Source organism: Nocardioides sp. Z38_18 (assembly GCF_058215695.1).
Genome location: NZ_JBZAJE010000002.1, coordinates 79,545 through 96,237, shown reverse-complemented (window position 1 = coordinate 96,237; position 16,693 = coordinate 79,545). Strand labels below are relative to the sequence as shown.

Genomic DNA, 16,693 nt, shown 5'->3' with positions numbered 1-16,693 from the left:
GCCTATGCCGGGTCGGTCGAGGCAGCTGCCTGGACGTCGCCCAAAAGGCTGGTGGCCTCCTCCTCACTGTCCTCCAGGGAGCGGGAGAAAGCCTCCACGAGCGGGACGAACTGGTGTCCCGGCGCTGCCAGCTCGCGACGCGCGTCGTCCTCGGCGCACACCATGTCGTGGGCCAGGCTCTGCACCAGCGAGGTCACCGTTGGCCGCGGCATCCCGGTGGCCCAGGCGACGATCCAGCCGACGAGCAGCCGAGGGGCCCACGGCACCGTGAACTGGCGGCGGCGGAGCCCGGCGACGTCCGCGACGAGGCCCAGCAGCTCGGGGTAGCTGACCACCGCGTCCCCGCCGACGTCGTAGTGCCGGTTGCGGGGTTCCCCCTGCAGGGCCCTCCCGACGAGGTGCACCACGTCCTGGATCGCCACCGGCTGCAGCCTGGTCCGCATCCAGCCCGGGATCGGGGTGAACGGGACCCGCTCGACGAGCCGGGTCAGGATCTCGAAGGAGGTGGAGCCGGCCCCGACCACCATGGCGGCGCGGAGCACGGTCGTGGGGACGCCCGAGCCGAGGAAGACCTCCTCGACCTGCAGGCGCGAGCGCAGGTGGTCCGAGAGGCCGTCGTCGGGCACGAGGCCGGAGAGGTAGACAATGCGCTCCACTCCGGAGTCCTCGCAGGCGGCGGCGACCTGGCGGGCTGCGCGCAGGTCTTTGGTCACGAAGTCCCCGGACTCCATCGAGTGGACGAGGTAGACGACTGCGTCGACCCCCTCCACGGCGGAGCGGATCAGGTCCGGGTCCTCGATGTCGAAGGGCCTCGGCGTGACCTCCGGGCTCCAGGGGTAGTCCTCGATGGCCCCCTCCCGGCGTACGGCGGCGAGGACCTCGTGGCCCTGCTGCAGCAGCTCGGGGATGAGCCTGGAACCGACGTAGCCGGTGGCGCCGGTGACGAGCACCCGCATTCGATCACTCCTCGTTCAGGGTTGTGGGATCCCGGTCGGGAACCTCACCGGTCGCGCTGGTTCGCCTGGATGGCGCTGCGCGGGGGCTGGGCGTACTGGTGGCCGAACTCGCCGCCGATGCGGCCTCCGAAGGGACGGCCGTGGTCGGCGTACTCCTCGCGGAAGAAGGCGAGACAGTGCTCTCCGATGTCGACGCGGGCGCCGGTGCGCAGGATCGCCGAGGTCGCGACGGGGGCGCCGTGGACCCGGACCAGGGGTCCGCAGTTGCTGAGCACGTACTCGTCGTCGTCGTCGTTGAAGACCATCGTGTGCACGTGCTCGATGCCGGGCAGCACGATGTCGCAGATCTCGTTGGAGCCGATCAGCACCATCGGGTGGTCGAGCCAGTACACCGGTTGCTGCTGACCTTCCCAGCGGTCCTCGAGCTTGAGCATCAGTCGTGGACGCCCGGCGCGTTCGTGGGCGTGCGTGGTGGTGGCCCCGGCTCGGGGGACCCAGCGGTCGGTGGACATGGCCGGCTCCAATCCTCGACATTGACCTCAACAAGGTGTTGAGGTTTATCATCACACTATGAACTCGATGCAAACCGATGCGCAAGTCGACCCAGCCGTGGACGGCGCCGGGAGCCTGTCCATCGGGGAGCTCTCCGAGCGCACCGGGGTCGCCCCGGCGACGCTGCGGATGTGGGAGACCAGGCACGGGTTCCCTGTCCCGCGCCGGCTCGCCAGCGGTCACCGCCGGTACCGGGAGGAGGACGTCGCCACCATCCGGGCCGTGCTGCGGCACCAGGACGCCGGCACCCGGCTCGAGCAGGCCATCGCGCACGCGATGCAGGACGCGGTGCCGGTGGCGCCCTCGGTGTTCGCGCTGCTGCGCCGGCGTTACCCCCACCTCGGCGTGCACCGGCTGAAGAAGGCCACGCTGGACGCGTTGTCCTCGGCGATCGAGGACGAGTTCTGCGCCAAGGCCGACCGGGCCGCGATCTACGGGTCCTTCCAGGAGGAGCGCTACTACCGCGCGGCGCAGCCTCGCTGGACCGAGCTGGCACGCGTCTCCGCGGGCGTCACGGTCTTCGCCGACTTCACCGACCCGGAGGTGGAGGCCGCGCCATCTGAGGTCGCCCTGCCGCCGAACGCGCCGATGCGGCGCGAGTGGGTGGTGGTGTGCGACGCGCTGGACCTCCCCGTGGCGCTCACGGCCTGGGAGCTCCCCGGGCAGTACGACGTCCCCGACCGGCTCCGGCTCTTCGAGAGCATGTGGACCGTGGACGGTGCGGCGGTCCACGACGCCGCCCGGGTGTGCGCCTCCGTGGCCGAGCAGTACGGCGCACCCCCGACCTCGGGAGCGCTCGCCGCCACCGCGGGCGCGGGCGAGCAGGGCGCCCACCCGCACACGCCCGACCTCGCCGCGGTCACGGCGCTGTTCAACCGGATGGTGGCCTACGTGGACCGGGCAGGTGACTGAGCGGGCGTGGACTCACGCCCCGCGCTCACGCGTGGCCGCTGAGCTGGTCCAGCCGGGCCGCGAGCGCGTCGATCATCGCGTTGGCCCGCTTGGACGGGACCGCAGACTTCCGGTCGCCGCCGACGCTGCACACCGGGAGCACGTCGACGGAGAGCTTCGCACCGCCGGCCAGCGCCCGCAGCTCGTCGACCTTGTCGCCGAACGGTGACCCGCTGCCCGGTGAGTAGTAGCGCACGACGTCGTCGAGCTCGTCGGCGTAGAGGTCGGTCTTGGTCACGGCGATGACCAGCCACACGGGCTTGTCCCGGCGTACGGCCATCGAGGCGATGCGGTGGGCGGTGATCGCCCAGTCCTCGAGCTCCGCGGCGAGCTGCTGCTCGCGGGTCGCGGTCGCCGCGCCGGTGGTGCCCGCCGTACGCCGTGGAGTGGCGTAGCCGTTCGCGACCACGTGGATCACCCCGTCGACCGGCTCGTCGTGGAACACCTCGTCGAGGGCGCTGAGCCGGGTCGCCGCGTTGTCTCCGGGCACGACCAGGAAGCGGAAGCCCTGGAGCCTGGGGGAGCGGCGGGTACGGCGCTCCATCACCGCGGAGCCGACCTCCGCCGTGCCCTCACCGGCCGTGCGCCGCGAGAGCCGGTCGGCGAGCTGGGTCTTGCCGACCCCGGTCATCCCGGTCACGGCCACCGTGGGGAAGCGGCGCCGCAGGAGCCGGGTGACCCGGTCGGGAGCCGACGCCAGCCCGGAGACCAGGCCGCCGGCGATGGTGGCACCGAGTGCGGCGCGACCCGAGCTGGGCAGGATCGTCCGGAATCGGGTTGCTGCGCGGGACACGGGGCCTCCTGGCCGTACGGATCAGGGGTGCTGGCACGCCCGAGCCTACGTTCCGGGCGTGCAGCGTGCTCCCGGCGCGCTCGGGCGCTGGTCGGGCGCCGCCCGGGCTCAGGAGGCGAGGGCCAGCGCGGTGAGGCGCTCCTCCAGCGGTGAGTCGTATCGGGTTGGTGTGGTGGGGGTGCGCCGGTGCACGCGGTGGGTGCCGGTGTGGTCGACGAGGTAGCGGGCTCCGTGGGGGTCGCGCCACTCGTAGACGCCGGGGCGGGGTTGTCGCACGCTCCACCCGCCGTGGGTCTTGATCCGGTGGTGGAAGCCGATCATGGGGCCGTAGTTCCCGACGCGTGACTGCTGCTCGCCGTCCGCGGCGCGCTGCCGGGACCAGGCGATGGTGTGGTCGATCTGCATGTCGCGAGTGGTGTTGCTCGCGTAGGGGAAGGTGTCGGCCGGCGTCAGCAGATGCACGGCCTGACGATGTCGCTGCGGGATCTCCCAGGCATCGACCGGGACCTGGTCGAGCGGGTCCAGGACCGGGGTGACCTTGAACCGGCAGCGTTCGCCGAGGTGGCGGCGGACCCAGTCGGCGGTGACCGGGTCGCTGCCCTCGACCCGCGCGACCGGCCCGAGGTGCCCGGTCGGGGTGGCCGTGTCGGTGCCTTGGGCGGCGAGGTGGACGAACAGCCACACCGCCGGGAGCAGCTGCCGCTCGTCGAGGAGGTCCGCGGGCACGACCGCAGGGTCGAACGGCTCCGGTTCCAGCCCGTCCGCGGCGGCGTCCGCACGGGCGTGGAGCTGGTCGCGCACCCGGGCGTAGCCGGCGAGGATCCGGACCGCCTGGGCCGGGTTGGCCAGGATCAGCACCGCCTTGACCCGGCGCTCGTCCAGGGACGAGTCGTCGCCCATGGTGAGCAGGGCCTGGGCCAGGTAGGCGACCGTGGCGTCGATCCGGGCGATGGTGGCGAAGTCGGCCCGGACGAAGAAGCCGCGCATCCCGTGCTCGGTGGAGTGGGTGGTCCGCGCGAACCTCTCCCGGGCGGCGGCGAGCTCGCGGGCCGCTGCGGTCTCGGGATCCGCAGCCACGATCGCGGCCTCGACCAGGGTCTCGAACCGGCTCCACGACAGCCGCCCGTCGGCGTACGGCGCCACCCGGGCGTCGACGCAGGCCGCCTCCTCCGGGGTCAGGGTGCGTGTCTTACGGGCCACGAACCGGGCGTGCTGCTCGTCGATCGCCAGTGTCTGCACCCCGGCCCAGTGCAGCGGGAGCCGGTGCTCGAGATCGAGGACGTCGGCCACCATCCGGGAGCCGGCGTGGGCGGAGAGCTGCAACCGCCCGGCCAGCACCGCCGGAGCGAACTCCGCCACCAGCGGAGTCCCCTCGCCGCCGAGCCGTACCGCCCGCTCCCGGCCGGGGAGCGTCGCCCGGACCGGGTCGACGGTGCCCTCGCCGTGCTGGCGCGCGAACTCAGCGACGAGCAGCAACAGCTCCGCGCTGGTCCGGCGCTGCCGCAGCCGCAGCGTGTCCACCTCGTCGAGGAGGTCACGCTGGGAGAGGTCCGCGGTCTCGGCCATGCGTGAATGCCATCACCGAGCACTGACAGTTCTCGGCGGTTGGGTTGCCCCGTGTGGTCTCGGCTGTTCGCTCACTTCGTTCGCTGCTCGACCACCTTGGGTCGTTTCTGCTCGACCACCTTGGGGCTAGCCCAGGCGGGAGACCAGGTCGTCGAGGAGGTCGTGGTCGAGGCCGCCCATGCCGAAGCCGGCGAGGGTGGACAGGGGCATGGTGCCGACGACCTGGATCATCGCGGGGTCGGCGAGGACGTCGCCGGCCGGGCCGTCGCCCATCGCGTCGAGCAGGACCGCGCGGCCGCGGTCGTCGTCGAGCCACTCGTGCAGCGTGGAGTCCCGGTCGAGCGGTGCGGCGATGCGCGGTGCGTCCAGCGCCAGCACGAAGCGGTGGGGGAGGTCCCGCGAGGAGGTGCCGACGTGCAGCCCGAACTCGCCCGCCTCGACGACCCAGCGGCCCAGCAGCGTGGACCAGAACGAGAACGCGCGGGTGTCCAGCTCGATGGTGACCTCGTCCGACTCCCCGGGCTCCAGGCCGACCTTGGCGAAGCCCTTCAGCTCGCGGTCCGGGCGGCGCACGCTGGACTCGGCGTCGGAGACGTAGACCTGCACCACCTCCGCGCCCGCGCGCTTCCCGGTGTTGGTGACCCGAACAGTGAGCCGCACCCTGAGGTCCTCGTCCTCCACGGACCCGGTGACCTCGACCTCGGGCGGCGCGACCTCGAACGTGGTGTAGGACAGGCCGAAGCCGAACGGGTGGCTGACCTCGAGCCCGAGGGCGTCGTAGGACCGGTAGCCGACGAAGAGTCCCTCGCCGTACCGCACCTGACGGGAGTCACCGGGGAAGTTCAGGTACGACGGGTTGTCCTCCAGCCGCTGCGGGATCGTCTCGGCGAGCTTGCCGGACGGGTTCGCGGCCCCGGTGAGCAGGTCGGCGACGGCGCCGCCCGCGGCCTGGCCGCCGAGCCAGCACTCCAGGACGGCCCCGACCCGGTCCTCCCAGGCCGAGGTGCGTACGACGGACCCGTTGGCGAGCACGACCGCGACCTCGTGGCTCACCTGGGCCACGGTCTCCAGCACGGCGAGCTGGTTGCCGGGCAGCTCCAGGTGGGTGCGGTCGAAGCCCTCGGACTCGGCCGCGTCGGGCAGCCCGAGGAACAGCACCACGGCGTCGGCTCGACGGGCGAGGTCGCGGGCCTCCTCGAGCAGGGCGGCGTCGATCCCGTCGTCCTCTCCCAAGGTGAAGCCGGGGGAGTGGACCACCTCGACGCCGGTGGCCAGGAGCGCCGTGAGCTCCTCGAGCGGCACGTCGACCGAGGTCGGGTTCACCTGGGAGCTGCCGGCGCCCTGGTAGCGGGGCGAGGTGGCGAACGCGCCGATCACGGCGAGGGTCTGCCCGTCGGTCAGCGACAGCGGGAGCACGCCGTCGTTGCGGAGCAGCACCGCGGACTCGGTGGCGGCACGGCGGGCGAGCCGGTGGTGCTCGTCGTACGCCGGCTCGGGCGGTGTCGCCTCCAGGACCGGGGTCGCCTTCTCCACCAGCCCGAGCACCCGGTGCACGGCGAGGTCGAGGACCTCCGGGGCCAGCTCGCCGGAGGCCAGGGCGGCCAGCAGCGCGACGTCGCTGCGGCCCTTGTCCGGCGGCATCTCGAGGTCGAGCCCGGCGGCGAGCGCGGTGACCCGGTCGTGGACCGCGCCCCAGTCGGAGACGACCAGGCCCTCGAACCCCCACTCCTCGCGGAGCACCTCAGTGAGCAGCCAGTGGTGCTCGGAGGCGTAGGTGCCGTTGACCTTGTTGTAGGCGCACATCACCGTCCAGGGCTGGGCACCGGTGACCACCCGCTCGAAGGCCGGCAGGTAGATCTCGCGCAGGGTCCGCTCGTCGACCTCCGCGCTGACCCGCAGCCGGTCGTCCTCCTGGTTGTTGGCCGCGAAGTGCTTCAGCGAGGTGCCGATGCCCTGCTCCTGGATCGCGGAGACCAGGGCGAGCGCGAGCTCGCCGGCGAGGTGGGGGTCCTCGGAGAAGTACTCGAAGTTGCGCCCGCACAGCGGTGAGCGCTTGATGTTGATCCCCGGTCCGAGGATCACCGAGACGCCCTGCACCCGCGCCTCCTGGGCCAGTGCGGCACCGACCTCGGCGAGCAGGTCGCGGTTCCACGAGCTGGCGAGCCCGCTCGCGGTGGGGAAGCAGGTGGCGGGGAGGCTGCCGCCGATCCCGACGTGGTCGGACTCCCGCGGCTGCATCCGCAGCCCGTGCGGCCCGTCGGCGACCATCACCCGGGGGACCTCGAGGCGTGGGACCGCCGCGGTGTGCCAGAAGTCGGCGCCCATCGTGAGCGCGACCTTCTCCTCCGGCGTCAGCTGCTCGACGAGGGCTGCAGGGTCCAGACCGGGCACGAAGGACTCCGTTCGCGGGTGAGTGCGTCTGGCTTCGACGCTAGCCGCTCCCGCACGGCCTGGACACCTCAGGCGAGGAAGTCGGCGACCTGCTCGTGGTAGCCGGGCGGGCGCAGCAGGAACGAGTCGTGCCCCCACACCGACGCGATCTCGACGTGCCGGCTCTCGGCCCCCGCGGCGGCCAGCTGCTCGTGCAGCCGGACCGAGTGGTGCGTCGGGAAGCGCCAGTCGGTGTCGAAGGAGATCGCCAGGAACCGGGTCCCGTACGCCGCCGCCTGCTCGGCCGCAGTCGGGTCGGCGAACGGGTCGAAGTAGTCCATCACCCGGCTCAGGTAGAGGTAGGACAGCGCGTCGAACCGCTCCAGGAACGCGCGGGCCTGGTAGTCGAGGTAGGACTCCACCTGGAAGTCGGTGCCGATCCGCGGCGGACCGTCGTCGCGGCGCTCCCGGCCGAACTTCTCGTCGAGCAGCTGCTCGGAGACGTAGGTGATGTGCGCCATCATCCGGGCCACCGAGAGCCCCGCGGCGGGGCGGGTCCCGGCGGCGGCGTACTGCCCGCCGTGGAAGTCGGGGTCGGAGAGGATCGCGGTCCGCGCCACGGCCGAGAAGGCGATGTTCTGCGCGGAGAGCTGGGAGGAGGCCGCGACCAGCACGGCCCGGTCGATCTGCCCTGGGGCGTCGATCGTCCACTGCAGCACCTGCATCCCGCCCAGCGAGCCGCCGATCGCGGCGAACAGGTGGTCGATGCCGAGGTGCCGGAGCAGTCGCCGGTGCACGGTGACGAGGTCCGACATCGAGAACAGCGGGAAGTCCATCCCGTAGGCCCGGCCGGTCGCGGGGTCGATCGAGCTCGGCCCGGTGGTGCCGCGGCAGCCGCCGAGCAGGTTGGGGGAGATCACGAAGAACCGGTCGGTGTCCAGGGGACGGCCCGGTCCGATCAGGCTGTCCCACCAGCCCGGTCGCGCGGGGTCCCCGTGGTGCCCGGCGGCATGGGCGTCGCCGGTCAGGGCATGGCACACGAACACGGCGTTGTCGCGGGCCGCGTTCAGGACCCCGTAGGTCTCGTAGGCCACCTCGACCGGGCCCAGGGAGGAACCGTCGGAGAGCACCAGCGGGTCGTCCTCGTCGTACAGGACGACCCGCTGGGTGCTCACCAGGCCGAGTGGCACTTGCTCACCGTGGTGCTCACTTGGCAGCGGTCAGTGCCTGGTCGAGGTCGGCGATCAGGTCCTCGATGTGCTCGATGCCGATGGAGAGCCGCACCAGGTCCTCGGGGACGCCCGCGTTGTCGAGCTCCTCGGGGGTCAGCTGGGAGTGGGTGGTGGTGGCGTTGTGGATCGCCAGCGACTTCGCGTCACCGATGTTGGCGAGGTGGCTGAACAGCTTCAGCGCCTCCACGAACCGCTTGCCGCCGTCGCGGCCGGACTTCACCCCGAAGCTGACCAGGCCGCCGTAGCCCCGGCCCTCGATGAAGGTGCGGTCGGCGACCTCCTTGTGCTCGGAGTCCGGCAGGCCCGGGTAGCTGACCCAGGAGACGAGCTCGTGGCCCTGGAGGAACTGGGCGACGGCGAGCGCGTTCGAGCTGTGCCGCTCCATCCGCAGGTGCAGCGTCTCCAGGCCCTGGAGGAACAGCCAGGAGTTCAGCGGGGCGATGGCAGCGCCGGTGTTGCGCAGGAGGACGGTGCGGGCGCGGATGATGAAGGCCATCTCCGCGGCGGCCTCGGTCCACACCACGCCGTGGTAGGCGGCGTCGGGCTGGGTCAGGCCGGGGAAGCGGTCGGCGTGGGCGGCCCAGTCGAACTTGCCGGAGTCGACGATGACACCGCCGACCGAGGTGCCGTGGCCGCCGATGTACTTGGTGGCGGAGTGCACGACGACGTCGGCACCGAGGTCGAACGGGCGGCACAGGAAGGGCGTCGGCGCCGTGTTGTCCACGATCAGGGGCAGGCCCGCGGCGTGCGCGGCGTCGGCCCAGGCGCGGATGTCGACGACGTTGATCTTCGGGTTGCCGACCGTCTCGGCGAAGACGAGCTTGGTCTTCTCGTCGACGTGCTGGGCCAGCTCCTCGGGCTTGGTCGGGTCGACGAAGCGGACCTCGATCCCGAACTGGGGCAGCGTGTGCGCGAACAGCGCGTAGGTGCCGCCGTAGAGCGTGGAGATCGCGACGATGTTGTCGCCGGCGTAGGTGAGGTTCTGCACGGCGTACGTCGTGGCGGCGGAGCCGGAGGCGGTCGCGAGCGCACCCACACCGCCCTCGAGCTGGGTGATCCGCTCCTCGAAGACCGACTGCGTCGGGTTCATGATCCGGGTGTAGATGTTGCCGGGCTCGGCGAGCGCGAACAGGTTCGCGGCGTGCTCGGTGTCGTTGAAGACGTAGGAGGTCGTCTGGTAGATCGGCACCGCTCGCGCGTTGGTCGCGGAGTCGGGCTCCTCCTGTCCGGCGTGGACGGTCAGGGTCTCGGGGCGGTAGGTCATCGGGTCTCCTCGGTGTGGGTCGCGATCAGCATAAAAGCACCAAACAACTAGACTATGGATGACCGCCTGTCGAGACGATCGTCCCATCCCCGGGACGCGGGCTCACTCCGGCTCACTCCGGGCTCACTTTGGGCTCACTCTGGACGGGCCCAGCAGGTCACGGAGCGAGAGCGGCGGCCGCCCGGTGAGCCGCGCGACGTCGTCGCTGAGCGCGGCGACCTCCCCGGCGGCGATCGCGGTGTACGTGCTCACCCACGCGTCGTACTGCCAGTCGGGAGCGGGCCAGCGCCGGCGCGACTCGTAGGCCTCCTCGACGGTCTCGTCGTGGTAGCGCACCTCCCGGCCGAGCCCCTCGGAAAGCACCTGCGCGACCGAGTCCATCGACAGCGCCTCGGGACCGGTGAGGTCGTAGGTGGCCCCCGTGTGCGCACCGGGGTCGCGCAGCACCGCCGCGGCACAGGCCGCCACGTCGTCGCGGCTCACCGCGGAGAGGAGCCCGTCCCCGGCGGGACCGCGGATCACGCCGTCCTCCCCGACGATGTCGGGCAGGAAGTCGAGGTAGAAGTTGTCCCGCAGGAACGTCCACTCCATCCCGCTCGACCGGACGTGCTGCTCGGTGGCGTAGTGGTCGCGGCCCAGCGTGAACGTGCAGTCGGCGGCGGCGCCGAAGAACGAGGTGTAGACGATCCGGCGTACGCCGGCCTGGGCGGCCGCGTCCACGAAGGTCCGGTGCTCCTCGAGTCGGTCCGCGCTCTCGGACGCCGAGACCATGAACAAGGTGTCCACGCCGGCAAGGGCGGCAGCGGAACTGTCCCGGTCGCGGTAGCCCACGAACTCCACGGCGACGGCACCGTCGAGGTCGGGGACGCGCGCCGGGTCACGGGCCAGCAGGCGGGTCTCGACGCCGGCCCCGGCCAGGCGGCGGGCCACCCGGCTGCCGAGCGCGCCGGTGGAACCGGTGACGGCGAGGGGAGGCAGGACGGCGCTCATCGGTCCAGAGTAGGCACGGCATCGTGCCGTGGGAGAGGCGTCCACGACCCGACCCCCTCGCCGCGCCCCTGGGGGCGCGGTGTTGGATGGCAGGCCACCCCTGAGGCGACCCCGAGGAGACCCAGATGAGCCTGCCCGAGTCCCTGAACGACAAGACCGTCGCCGTGCTGGGCGGCACCGGCCCGCAGGGGCGCGGCCTGGCCCGTCGCTTCGCCGCGGCAGGGTTGCCGGTGGTGCTCGGCAGCCGCAGCGCCGAGCGCGCCGAGGAGGCCGCAGCCACGCTGGCCGAGGCCACCGGGGGCACCGTGACCGGCGCCGACAACGCGGGTGCCGCGACGGCCGGCGACATCGTCGTGGTGGCGGTGCCGTGGGACGGGCACGGCGACCTGCTGCGCAGTCTCGCGGGGGAGCTCGCGGGCAAGATCGTGGTCGACTGCGTGAACCCGCTGGGCTTCGACAAGAGGGGCGCCTACGTGCTCGAGGTCGAGGAGGGGTCGGCCGCCGAGCAGGCAGCTGCGCTGCTGCCCGACTCCACCGTGATCGGTGCCTTCCACAACGTCTCCGCGGTCAAGCTCGAGGACCCGGAGCTCACCGAGGTGGACACCGACGTCCTGGTGCTGGGCGAGGGGGAGGACCGCGAGGCCTGCGACCTGGTGCAGGACCTGGCCGGGACGATCCCGGGCGTCCGTGGGATCTACGGCGGCCGGCTGCGCAACGCCCACCAGGTGGAGTCCCTGACCGCCAACCTGATCAGTGTGAACCGGCGCTACAAGGCGCACGCCGGCATCAGGATCACCGACATCTAGCGGTTCGGCGTACGCCGGAGCAGGAACGCCGCCCAGGCCCCGCCGAGGAACCCGAACAGGTGCGCCTGCCAGGACACGAACGGCTGTCCGGGCAGGACACCGGTGATCGTGCCGCCGTAGACGAGCAGCATCATGATGCTCACCGTGATCGCGCCGGGGCTGCGCTCGGCCAGGCCGCGCAGGAGCAGGAACCCCAGCAGGCCGAAGATCACCCCGCTGGCGCCGATCACGACCGTTCCCGGGCTGCCCAGGAGCCAGGCGCCGAGGCCGCTGGTCAGCGCGGTGATCACGATCACCGCGACGAACCGGCCCAGGGTCACCGAGGCGTAGGCGACCACCCCGAGCACCGCGAACACCAGCGAGTTCGAGAGCAGGTGCCCGAACCCCGCGTGCAGGAACGGCGCGAGCGGGATGCCCTCGAGGCCCTCGACGCTGCGGGGCCGGATGCCGTAGGCGTCCAGGCGCCCGTCCATGCCGGCGTCGACGAGCTCGAGCGCCCACAGCACGAACAGCGTCACCGCCACCATCCCGAAGGCCCCGGGGAGCCGGTGGGCCCAGCGCTCCTCGCGTCGGTCCAGACCGTAAGACATGGGGCCATCGTGCCAAGGCCCTGGTTGCGGTCGCGGGGCGCTTCGCGCCGGAGACTAGGTTGGCCATCGATGAGCCATCCCTCGTACGGCGACCGCACCCACCGCTGGCAGGACTGGGACCTCGACCTGCTGCTGCGGCGCAAGCGGGAGTCCGGGCAGACGGTCAGCCTGGTGGTCCCGGCGCGCAACGAGGCGGCCACGGTCGGCGCCGTGGTGGGCCGGGTCCGCGAGGCGCTGCTCGAGACCACGGCGCTGCTCGACGAGATCGTGGTGATCGACTCCGACTCCACCGACGACACGTTCGCCGTGGCCACGGACGCGGGTGCCGTCGTACACCGCTCCAGCGAGATCCGGCCCGACCTCGGCACCCACCCCGGCAAGGGCGAGGCGATGTGGAAGTCGCTGTTCGTCACCCGCGGCGACCTGATCGTGTTCATGGACGCCGACCTGCTCGACTGGGACACCCACTTCGTCCCGGGCCTGCTCGGGCCGCTGCTCGACGGCGACGGGGTCGCGCTGGTGAAGGGCTTCTACGAGCGCACCGAGGGCGACGACGCCGCCGGCGTCGCGTCCCTGGAGGGCGGCCGCGTCACCGAGCTGGTCGCGCGCCCGCTGATCGCGCTGGAGTGGCCCGAGCTCGCCTGGCTGGTCCAGCCCCTGGCGGGGGAGTGGGCCGTGCGCCGCGAGGTGTTCGCGCAGCTCCAGGTCCCCACGGGGTACGCCGTGGAGCTCGCGGCGCTCATCGACACCGCCCGCCTGCTCGGGCCCGGCGCGATCGCCCAGGTGGACCTCGGCCGGCGGGCGCACCGGCACCAGTCGCTGGGCGACCTCGGCAGCATGGCGGTGCAGATCATCGCGGCGTCGAGCCGTCGCTCGACCGGGGCGGCGCCGGAGCAGGTCCCTTTCGTCCACCCGCGCAAGGCCGGCGACGAGATCGACACCGTGCGCCGCGAGGTCACCCTGGTGGAGCGCCCACCGGCGGCAGGCCTCCTGCCGCCGGGCTGATCGGGGCGGGTGGGAGGATTCGGGGCATGACGCTCCGTCTCGGCCGGCAGTCCTTCGCCGACGACCGGCGACTGATGATGGCGATCGTCAACCGCACCCCGGACTCCTTCTACGACAAGGGCGCGACCTGGTCGGAGGACCGTGCCTTCGACCGCGTCGGGCAGGTGGTCGACCTCGGTGCCGAGATCGTCGACATCGGCGGGATCAAGGCCGCGCCCGGCGAGGAGATCGACGCCGAGGAGGAGATGCGGCGCACGGTGCCGTTCGTGGAGCGGGTGCGCATCGCTCACCCCGACGTGGTGATCAGCGTCGACACGTGGCGGGCCTCCGTGGGGCGGGCCGTGTGCCGCGCGGGCGCCGACCTGCTCAACGACGCCTGGGGCGGTGCGGACCCCGAGCTGGTCGACGTGGCCGCCGAGTACGACGTGGGGCTGGTCTGCACGCACACCGGCGGGGTGGTGCCGCGGACCCGCCCGCACCGGATCGAGTACGCCGACGTGGTGGCCAGCGCGATCGCCGACACCACGTCGTACGCCGAGCGGGCGGTCGCCGCGGGGGTGGACCCGAGCAGCGTCGTGATCGACCCCGCCCACGACTTCGGCAAGACCACCCACGACTCGCTCGAGCTGACCCGGCGCCTGGACGCGATGGTGGCGACCGGCTGGCCGGTGCTGGTGTCGCTGTCGAACAAGGACTTCGTGGGCGAGTCCCTCGACCTGCCGGTGGACCAGCGGCTCACCGGCACCCTCGCGGCCACGGCGATCGCCGCCTGGCACGGAGCGAGGATCTTCCGGGTGCACGAGGTCGCCGAGACCCGTCAGGTGGTGGACATGGTCGACGTCATCGCCGGCCGCCGTCCGCCGGCGCGCACGATCAGGGGCCTGGCGTGAGGAGATGGGCGTGATCCGGACCGTGCTGGTGCTGCCCAGCCCGCCGGCGCTGCTGGCCCCCCGCTCGGTCGTCGACCCCGTCGCCGAGCTGCGCGAGGCCTGCGCGCTCGCCGTCTCCGAGCTCCCCGAGGACCAGCCGGTCGTCGTGCTCGCCGAGCCCGTGACCCCGGCCAACGCCGCCCGCGGGATCACCGAGCCCCTGGGCCACCGGGTCGCCGCCCACCTCCTGGGGGACCGCCCGTTCGAGGCCGTGCTGGCCTCGCCCGGCGCGGCTACCGCCCTGGCGGAGCGCCCGGAGCCGACGACGCTGGTGGTGATGGCCGACGGCTCGGCCCGTCGCGGCGAGAAGGCGCCGGGACACCTGCATCCAGGCGCGATCCCCTTCGACGATCACGTCGAGGAGGCGCTGCGCTCCGGTGACGCCGAGGCGCTGGCGGCGCTGGACCTCGAGGTGGGAGCCGAGCTCTGGTGCGAGGGTGTCGCCGGGCTGCGCGTGCTCGGCGAGGTGTCCCGGGGTCGCCGGGTCCTCGCCGAGGTGGTCTACGCGGACGCGCCCTACGGCGTCGCCTGGTGGGTCGCCCGCTGGGACCTCACCTGATCAGAAGACCGGCTTTAGAAGATCGGGGGGAGCTCGCTGGCCTTCCCGGTGAACTGGGGGTCGCGCTTCTCGCGGAACGCGGCCACACCCTCCTTGCCGTCGGCGACGCTGGTGTGGAACATCGCCAGGCTGTCGGCGCGGTGGGCCTCGAGCGGGTGGTCCACCGCGCCGTTGCGGTAGAGCAGCTGCTTGGCCAGCCCCAGGGCGACCGGGGAGCGGTTCACCACGAAGCTGCGCGCCAGCTCCTGCGCTGCGTCGAGCAGGTCCTCGGGCTCGTGCACCGAGCGCAGCAGCCGGCCGGCGTACGCCTGCTCCGCGGTGAGGATCTCCGCGGAGTAGACCCACTCCAGCGCCTGCTGGATACCCACGATGCGCGGCAGGAACCACGAGGACGCCGCCTCCGGGACGATGCCGAGGCGGCCGAACACGAACCCGATCCGGGCCTTGGTGGAGGCCATCCGGATGTCCATCGCGAGCGTCATCGTCGCGCCGATGCCCACGGCTGCGCCGTTGATCGCGGCGATCACCGGCTTGGGCAGCTCGTGGATGGCCAGCGTGACCTTGCCGCCGGTGTCGCGCACGCCGTCGTTGATCTCGGGCTCCTCGAGCCGGTCGCGCAGGTCGGCCGGCGTGGGGGAGAGAGTGTCGTCGAGCCCGAACACGTTGCCCTCCGCGGAGAGGTCCATCCCGGCGCAGAACGCCCGGCCGGCCCCGGTGACCACGACCGCGCGGACCTCGTCGCGCATGGCCTCGTTGCGGAAGAAGTGCTCCAGCTCACGGGCCATCGTCACCGTGAAGGAGTTCAGCGCGTCCGGCCGGTTGAGCGTGAGCGTGCCCACACCGTCCTCGTCCAGGGTCCAGCTCAGCGTCTCGTAGGTCACGTCGTCGGTCATTTGCTCACTCCAGGCAGTCCGGTCGGGGTGCAGAGGCGCTTCGGGATGTCCCCGGTGCGGTCCTCCTTGATGTACTTCAGCAGCGCCAGCGCGCGCTCCTTGTCCCAGTGCACCTGCTGGTCGGCGATGGGGATCCCGCAGGTGAGGCCGTCGGTGCCATTGACCCGCGTCATCGCCAGGCCGAACTTGGCCAGCGAGATCGGGCCGGTGCCCTCGCTGATCCGCAGCGAGGAGGTGGCGGCCTCGTTGACCCGGAAGTAGCGGAACGGGTTGACGAACGTCCACGGCGACTTGATCTCGGAACCGATCGCGCTGACCACCTCGCGCTGGTGCCGGGCACGGTCGATGTCGCCGTACGGGCTGACGTGGCGCGAGCGCGCGTAGCCCAGGGCCGTGACGCCGTCCACGTCCTGGCAGCCCTTCTTGATCCGCAGGTTGGCGCGCCGGTCCACCATCCGCCTGGTCGGGCAGATCTCTATGCCTCCGACCGCGTCGACCGAGTTCACGAAGCCGCCGAAGCCGATCTCGACGTAGTCGTCGATGTGCAGGCCGGTGTTCTTCTCGATCGTGTCCACCAGCAGCTTGGGACCGCCGATGGCGAAGGCGGAGTTGATCTTGGAGGTGCCACGACCCGGGATCGAGACGATCGAGTCGCGGGGGATGGACATCAGCACGCTCGGACCGTCGCCGGTGTGCAGCAGCATGATCGTGTCGGTGCGCTGCCCGCGGTCGTCGACGCCGCCGGTCCCGAGGCGCTTGTTCTCGGCCTTGGAGAGTCCCTTGCGGCTGTCGGAGCCGACCAGCAGGTACGTCGTGCCGGGCTGCGAGTCCGGGCGGGCGCCCGCGGGCTCGATGTCCACCTTGTCGATGTTGTTGACCGCCCAGAACGGCACGGCGACCAGGAACACCAGCCACGCCACCACGAGGAGCAGCAGGATCCGGCCCACCGGGGGCCTCCTGCGCCGCCCCTTGGCGGGCTTGGCGCCGGAGTCCGTCGGGGGTCGCCTGGGGGGCGCCACGGGCTGGTTCGGCTGCACGGGCCGGCTCGACCGGCCCTGCTGGCGCGGGCGGTCGATCTGGGGCAGGACCTGGGTGGGCTCGGGGTCCTCGGAGCCCCGGCCGCGGCCCCCGCCCCGGGAGGCGCCGGACTTCCCGCCGTAGAGCCAGCCGTAGTCGGGCCCCTCGTCGCTTCCGCCGCTGCTACCGCTCTCAGGCATGGCGCAGACGCTACCGTGCA

Annotated in this window: 16 protein-coding genes; 5 read left to right on the top strand and 11 right to left on the bottom strand. The window is 72.3% G+C overall.

All coding sequences use genetic code 11. The features are described 5' to 3' along the window. Nucleotides 1-2: 2 nt before the first annotated feature. Both AC4BGC_RS11540 and AC4BGC_RS11535 read right to left on the bottom strand, forming a co-directional pair. Entirely contained in the window at nt 3-956 is a 954-nt protein-coding gene (locus tag AC4BGC_RS11540; RefSeq protein ID WP_490555864.1) for an NAD(P)H-binding protein, read from the bottom strand. Nucleotides 957-1,000: 44 nt separating this feature from the next. Continuing rightward, nucleotides 1,001-1,468, bottom strand: a complete 468-nt coding sequence (locus tag AC4BGC_RS11535; protein ID WP_490555862.1) for an FHA domain-containing protein — start codon at nt 1,466-1,468, stop codon at nt 1,001-1,003. A 58-nt stretch (nt 1,469-1,526) separates the two neighbouring features. Between AC4BGC_RS11535 and AC4BGC_RS11530 the strand changes: the two genes are divergently transcribed. Then, nucleotides 1,527-2,420, top strand: a complete 894-nt coding sequence (locus AC4BGC_RS11530; RefSeq protein ID WP_490555861.1) for a MerR family transcriptional regulator — start codon at nt 1,527-1,529, stop codon at nt 2,418-2,420. Nucleotides 2,421-2,445: 25 nt separating this feature from the next. On the opposite strand, the gene AC4BGC_RS11525 is transcribed toward AC4BGC_RS11530, so the two are convergent. The 6 genes from AC4BGC_RS11525 to AC4BGC_RS11500 form a co-directional block, all read right to left on the bottom strand. After that, nucleotides 2,446-3,252 (bottom strand): hypothetical protein, encoded by an 807-nt coding sequence (locus AC4BGC_RS11525; protein WP_490555860.1) that lies wholly within the window; start codon nt 3,250-3,252, stop codon nt 2,446-2,448. A gap of 108 nt (nt 3,253-3,360) precedes the next feature. Beyond that, nucleotides 3,361-4,818, bottom strand: a complete 1,458-nt coding sequence (locus tag AC4BGC_RS11520; RefSeq protein ID WP_490555859.1) for a DUF222 domain-containing protein — start codon at nt 4,816-4,818, stop codon at nt 3,361-3,363. A 126-nt stretch (nt 4,819-4,944) separates the two neighbouring features. Next, on the bottom strand, nt 4,945-7,209 hold the full coding sequence (locus tag AC4BGC_RS11515; RefSeq protein WP_490555857.1) for a glycoside hydrolase family 3 C-terminal domain-containing protein: 2,265 nt from the start codon (nt 7,207-7,209) through the stop codon (nt 4,945-4,947). A 68-nt stretch (nt 7,210-7,277) separates the two neighbouring features. Next, nucleotides 7,278-8,378 (bottom strand): homoserine O-acetyltransferase MetX, encoded by a 1,101-nt coding sequence (metX, locus tag AC4BGC_RS11510; RefSeq protein ID WP_490555855.1) that lies wholly within the window; start codon nt 8,376-8,378, stop codon nt 7,278-7,280. A 16-nt stretch (nt 8,379-8,394) separates the two neighbouring features. Continuing rightward, nucleotides 8,395-9,684 (bottom strand): O-acetylhomoserine aminocarboxypropyltransferase/cysteine synthase family protein, encoded by a 1,290-nt coding sequence (locus AC4BGC_RS11505; protein WP_490548341.1) that lies wholly within the window; start codon nt 9,682-9,684, stop codon nt 8,395-8,397. 123 nt (nt 9,685-9,807) lie between these two features. Beyond that, complete coding sequence (locus tag AC4BGC_RS11500; RefSeq protein WP_490555853.1) at nt 9,808-10,674, bottom strand: SDR family oxidoreductase; 867 nt, start codon at nt 10,672-10,674, stop codon at nt 9,808-9,810. A 125-nt stretch (nt 10,675-10,799) separates the two neighbouring features. Between AC4BGC_RS11500 and npdG the strand changes: the two genes are divergently transcribed. Next, complete coding sequence (npdG, locus tag AC4BGC_RS11495) at nt 10,800-11,480, top strand: NADPH-dependent F420 reductase (RefSeq protein WP_490555851.1); 681 nt, start codon at nt 10,800-10,802, stop codon at nt 11,478-11,480. Here the strand turns inward: npdG and AC4BGC_RS11490 are convergent. Continuing rightward, a complete protein-coding gene (locus tag AC4BGC_RS11490; RefSeq protein ID WP_490555849.1) occupies nt 11,477-12,070 on the bottom strand; it encodes a rhomboid family intramembrane serine protease in 594 nt (197 codons plus the stop codon). The genes npdG and AC4BGC_RS11490 overlap by 4 nt on opposite strands. 69 nt (nt 12,071-12,139) lie before the next feature. On the opposite strand from AC4BGC_RS11490, the gene AC4BGC_RS11485 reads away from it, so the two are divergent. Genes AC4BGC_RS11485 through AC4BGC_RS11475 form a run of 3 tightly spaced genes read left to right on the top strand, consistent with a single transcriptional unit; the run spans nt 12,140 to nt 14,563 of the window. Next, nucleotides 12,140-13,075 carry a glucosyl-3-phosphoglycerate synthase gene (locus tag AC4BGC_RS11485; RefSeq protein WP_490555848.1) on the top strand — a complete coding sequence of 312 codons (936 nt, stop codon included), beginning with the start codon at nt 12,140-12,142 and terminating at the stop codon, nt 13,073-13,075. Between the two features lie 26 nt (nt 13,076-13,101). Next, nucleotides 13,102-13,965: a dihydropteroate synthase gene (gene folP / locus AC4BGC_RS11480; RefSeq protein WP_490555847.1), complete on the top strand. Its 864-nt coding sequence runs from the start codon at nt 13,102-13,104 to the stop codon at nt 13,963-13,965. A gap of 10 nt (nt 13,966-13,975) precedes the next feature. After that, nucleotides 13,976-14,563 (top strand): class III extradiol ring-cleavage dioxygenase family protein, encoded by a 588-nt coding sequence (locus AC4BGC_RS11475; RefSeq protein ID WP_490555845.1) that lies wholly within the window; start codon nt 13,976-13,978, stop codon nt 14,561-14,563. A 14-nt stretch (nt 14,564-14,577) separates the two neighbouring features. Here the strand turns inward: AC4BGC_RS11475 and AC4BGC_RS11470 are convergent, their stop codons facing one another. Together AC4BGC_RS11470 and AC4BGC_RS11465 are read right to left on the bottom strand one after the other, a co-directional pair. Further along, entirely contained in the window at nt 14,578-15,456 is an 879-nt protein-coding gene (locus AC4BGC_RS11470) for a crotonase/enoyl-CoA hydratase family protein (RefSeq protein ID WP_490555843.1), read from the bottom strand. Next, complete coding sequence (locus AC4BGC_RS11465) at nt 15,453-16,673, bottom strand: LCP family protein (protein WP_490555842.1); 1,221 nt, start codon at nt 16,671-16,673, stop codon at nt 15,453-15,455. Before AC4BGC_RS11465 ends, AC4BGC_RS11470 begins: the two co-directional genes overlap by 4 nt. Between the last annotated feature and the right edge of the window lie 20 nt (nt 16,674-16,693).

Bases quoted from the DNA above. Each gene is read 5' to 3' on its own strand.
- AC4BGC_RS11540 (WP_490555864.1), bottom strand. From the start codon at position 956: ATGCGGGTGCTCGTCACCGGCGCCACCGGCTACGTCGGTTCCAGGCTC.
- AC4BGC_RS11535 (WP_490555862.1), bottom strand. From the start codon at position 1,468: ATGTCCACCGACCGCTGGGTCCCCCGAGCCGGGGCCACCACCACGCAC.
- AC4BGC_RS11530 (WP_490555861.1), top strand. From the start codon at position 1,527: ATGAACTCGATGCAAACCGATGCGCAAGTCGACCCAGCCGTGGACGGC.
- AC4BGC_RS11520 (WP_490555859.1), bottom strand. From the start codon at position 4,818: ATGGCCGAGACCGCGGACCTCTCCCAGCGTGACCTCCTCGACGAGGTG.
- AC4BGC_RS11505 (WP_490548341.1), bottom strand. From the start codon at position 9,684: ATGACCTACCGCCCCGAGACCCTGACCGTCCACGCCGGACAGGAGGAG.
- AC4BGC_RS11500 (WP_490555853.1), bottom strand. From the start codon at position 10,674: ATGAGCGCCGTCCTGCCTCCCCTCGCCGTCACCGGTTCCACCGGCGCG.
- npdG (WP_490555851.1), top strand. From the start codon at position 10,800: ATGAGCCTGCCCGAGTCCCTGAACGACAAGACCGTCGCCGTGCTGGGC.
- AC4BGC_RS11490 (WP_490555849.1), bottom strand. From the start codon at position 12,070: ATGTCTTACGGTCTGGACCGACGCGAGGAGCGCTGGGCCCACCGGCTC.
- AC4BGC_RS11485 (WP_490555848.1), top strand. From the start codon at position 12,140: ATGAGCCATCCCTCGTACGGCGACCGCACCCACCGCTGGCAGGACTGG.
- folP (WP_490555847.1), top strand. From the start codon at position 13,102: ATGACGCTCCGTCTCGGCCGGCAGTCCTTCGCCGACGACCGGCGACTG.
- AC4BGC_RS11470 (WP_490555843.1), bottom strand. From the start codon at position 15,456: ATGACCGACGACGTGACCTACGAGACGCTGAGCTGGACCCTGGACGAG.
- AC4BGC_RS11465 (WP_490555842.1), bottom strand. From the start codon at position 16,673: ATGCCTGAGAGCGGTAGCAGCGGCGGAAGCGACGAGGGGCCCGACTAC.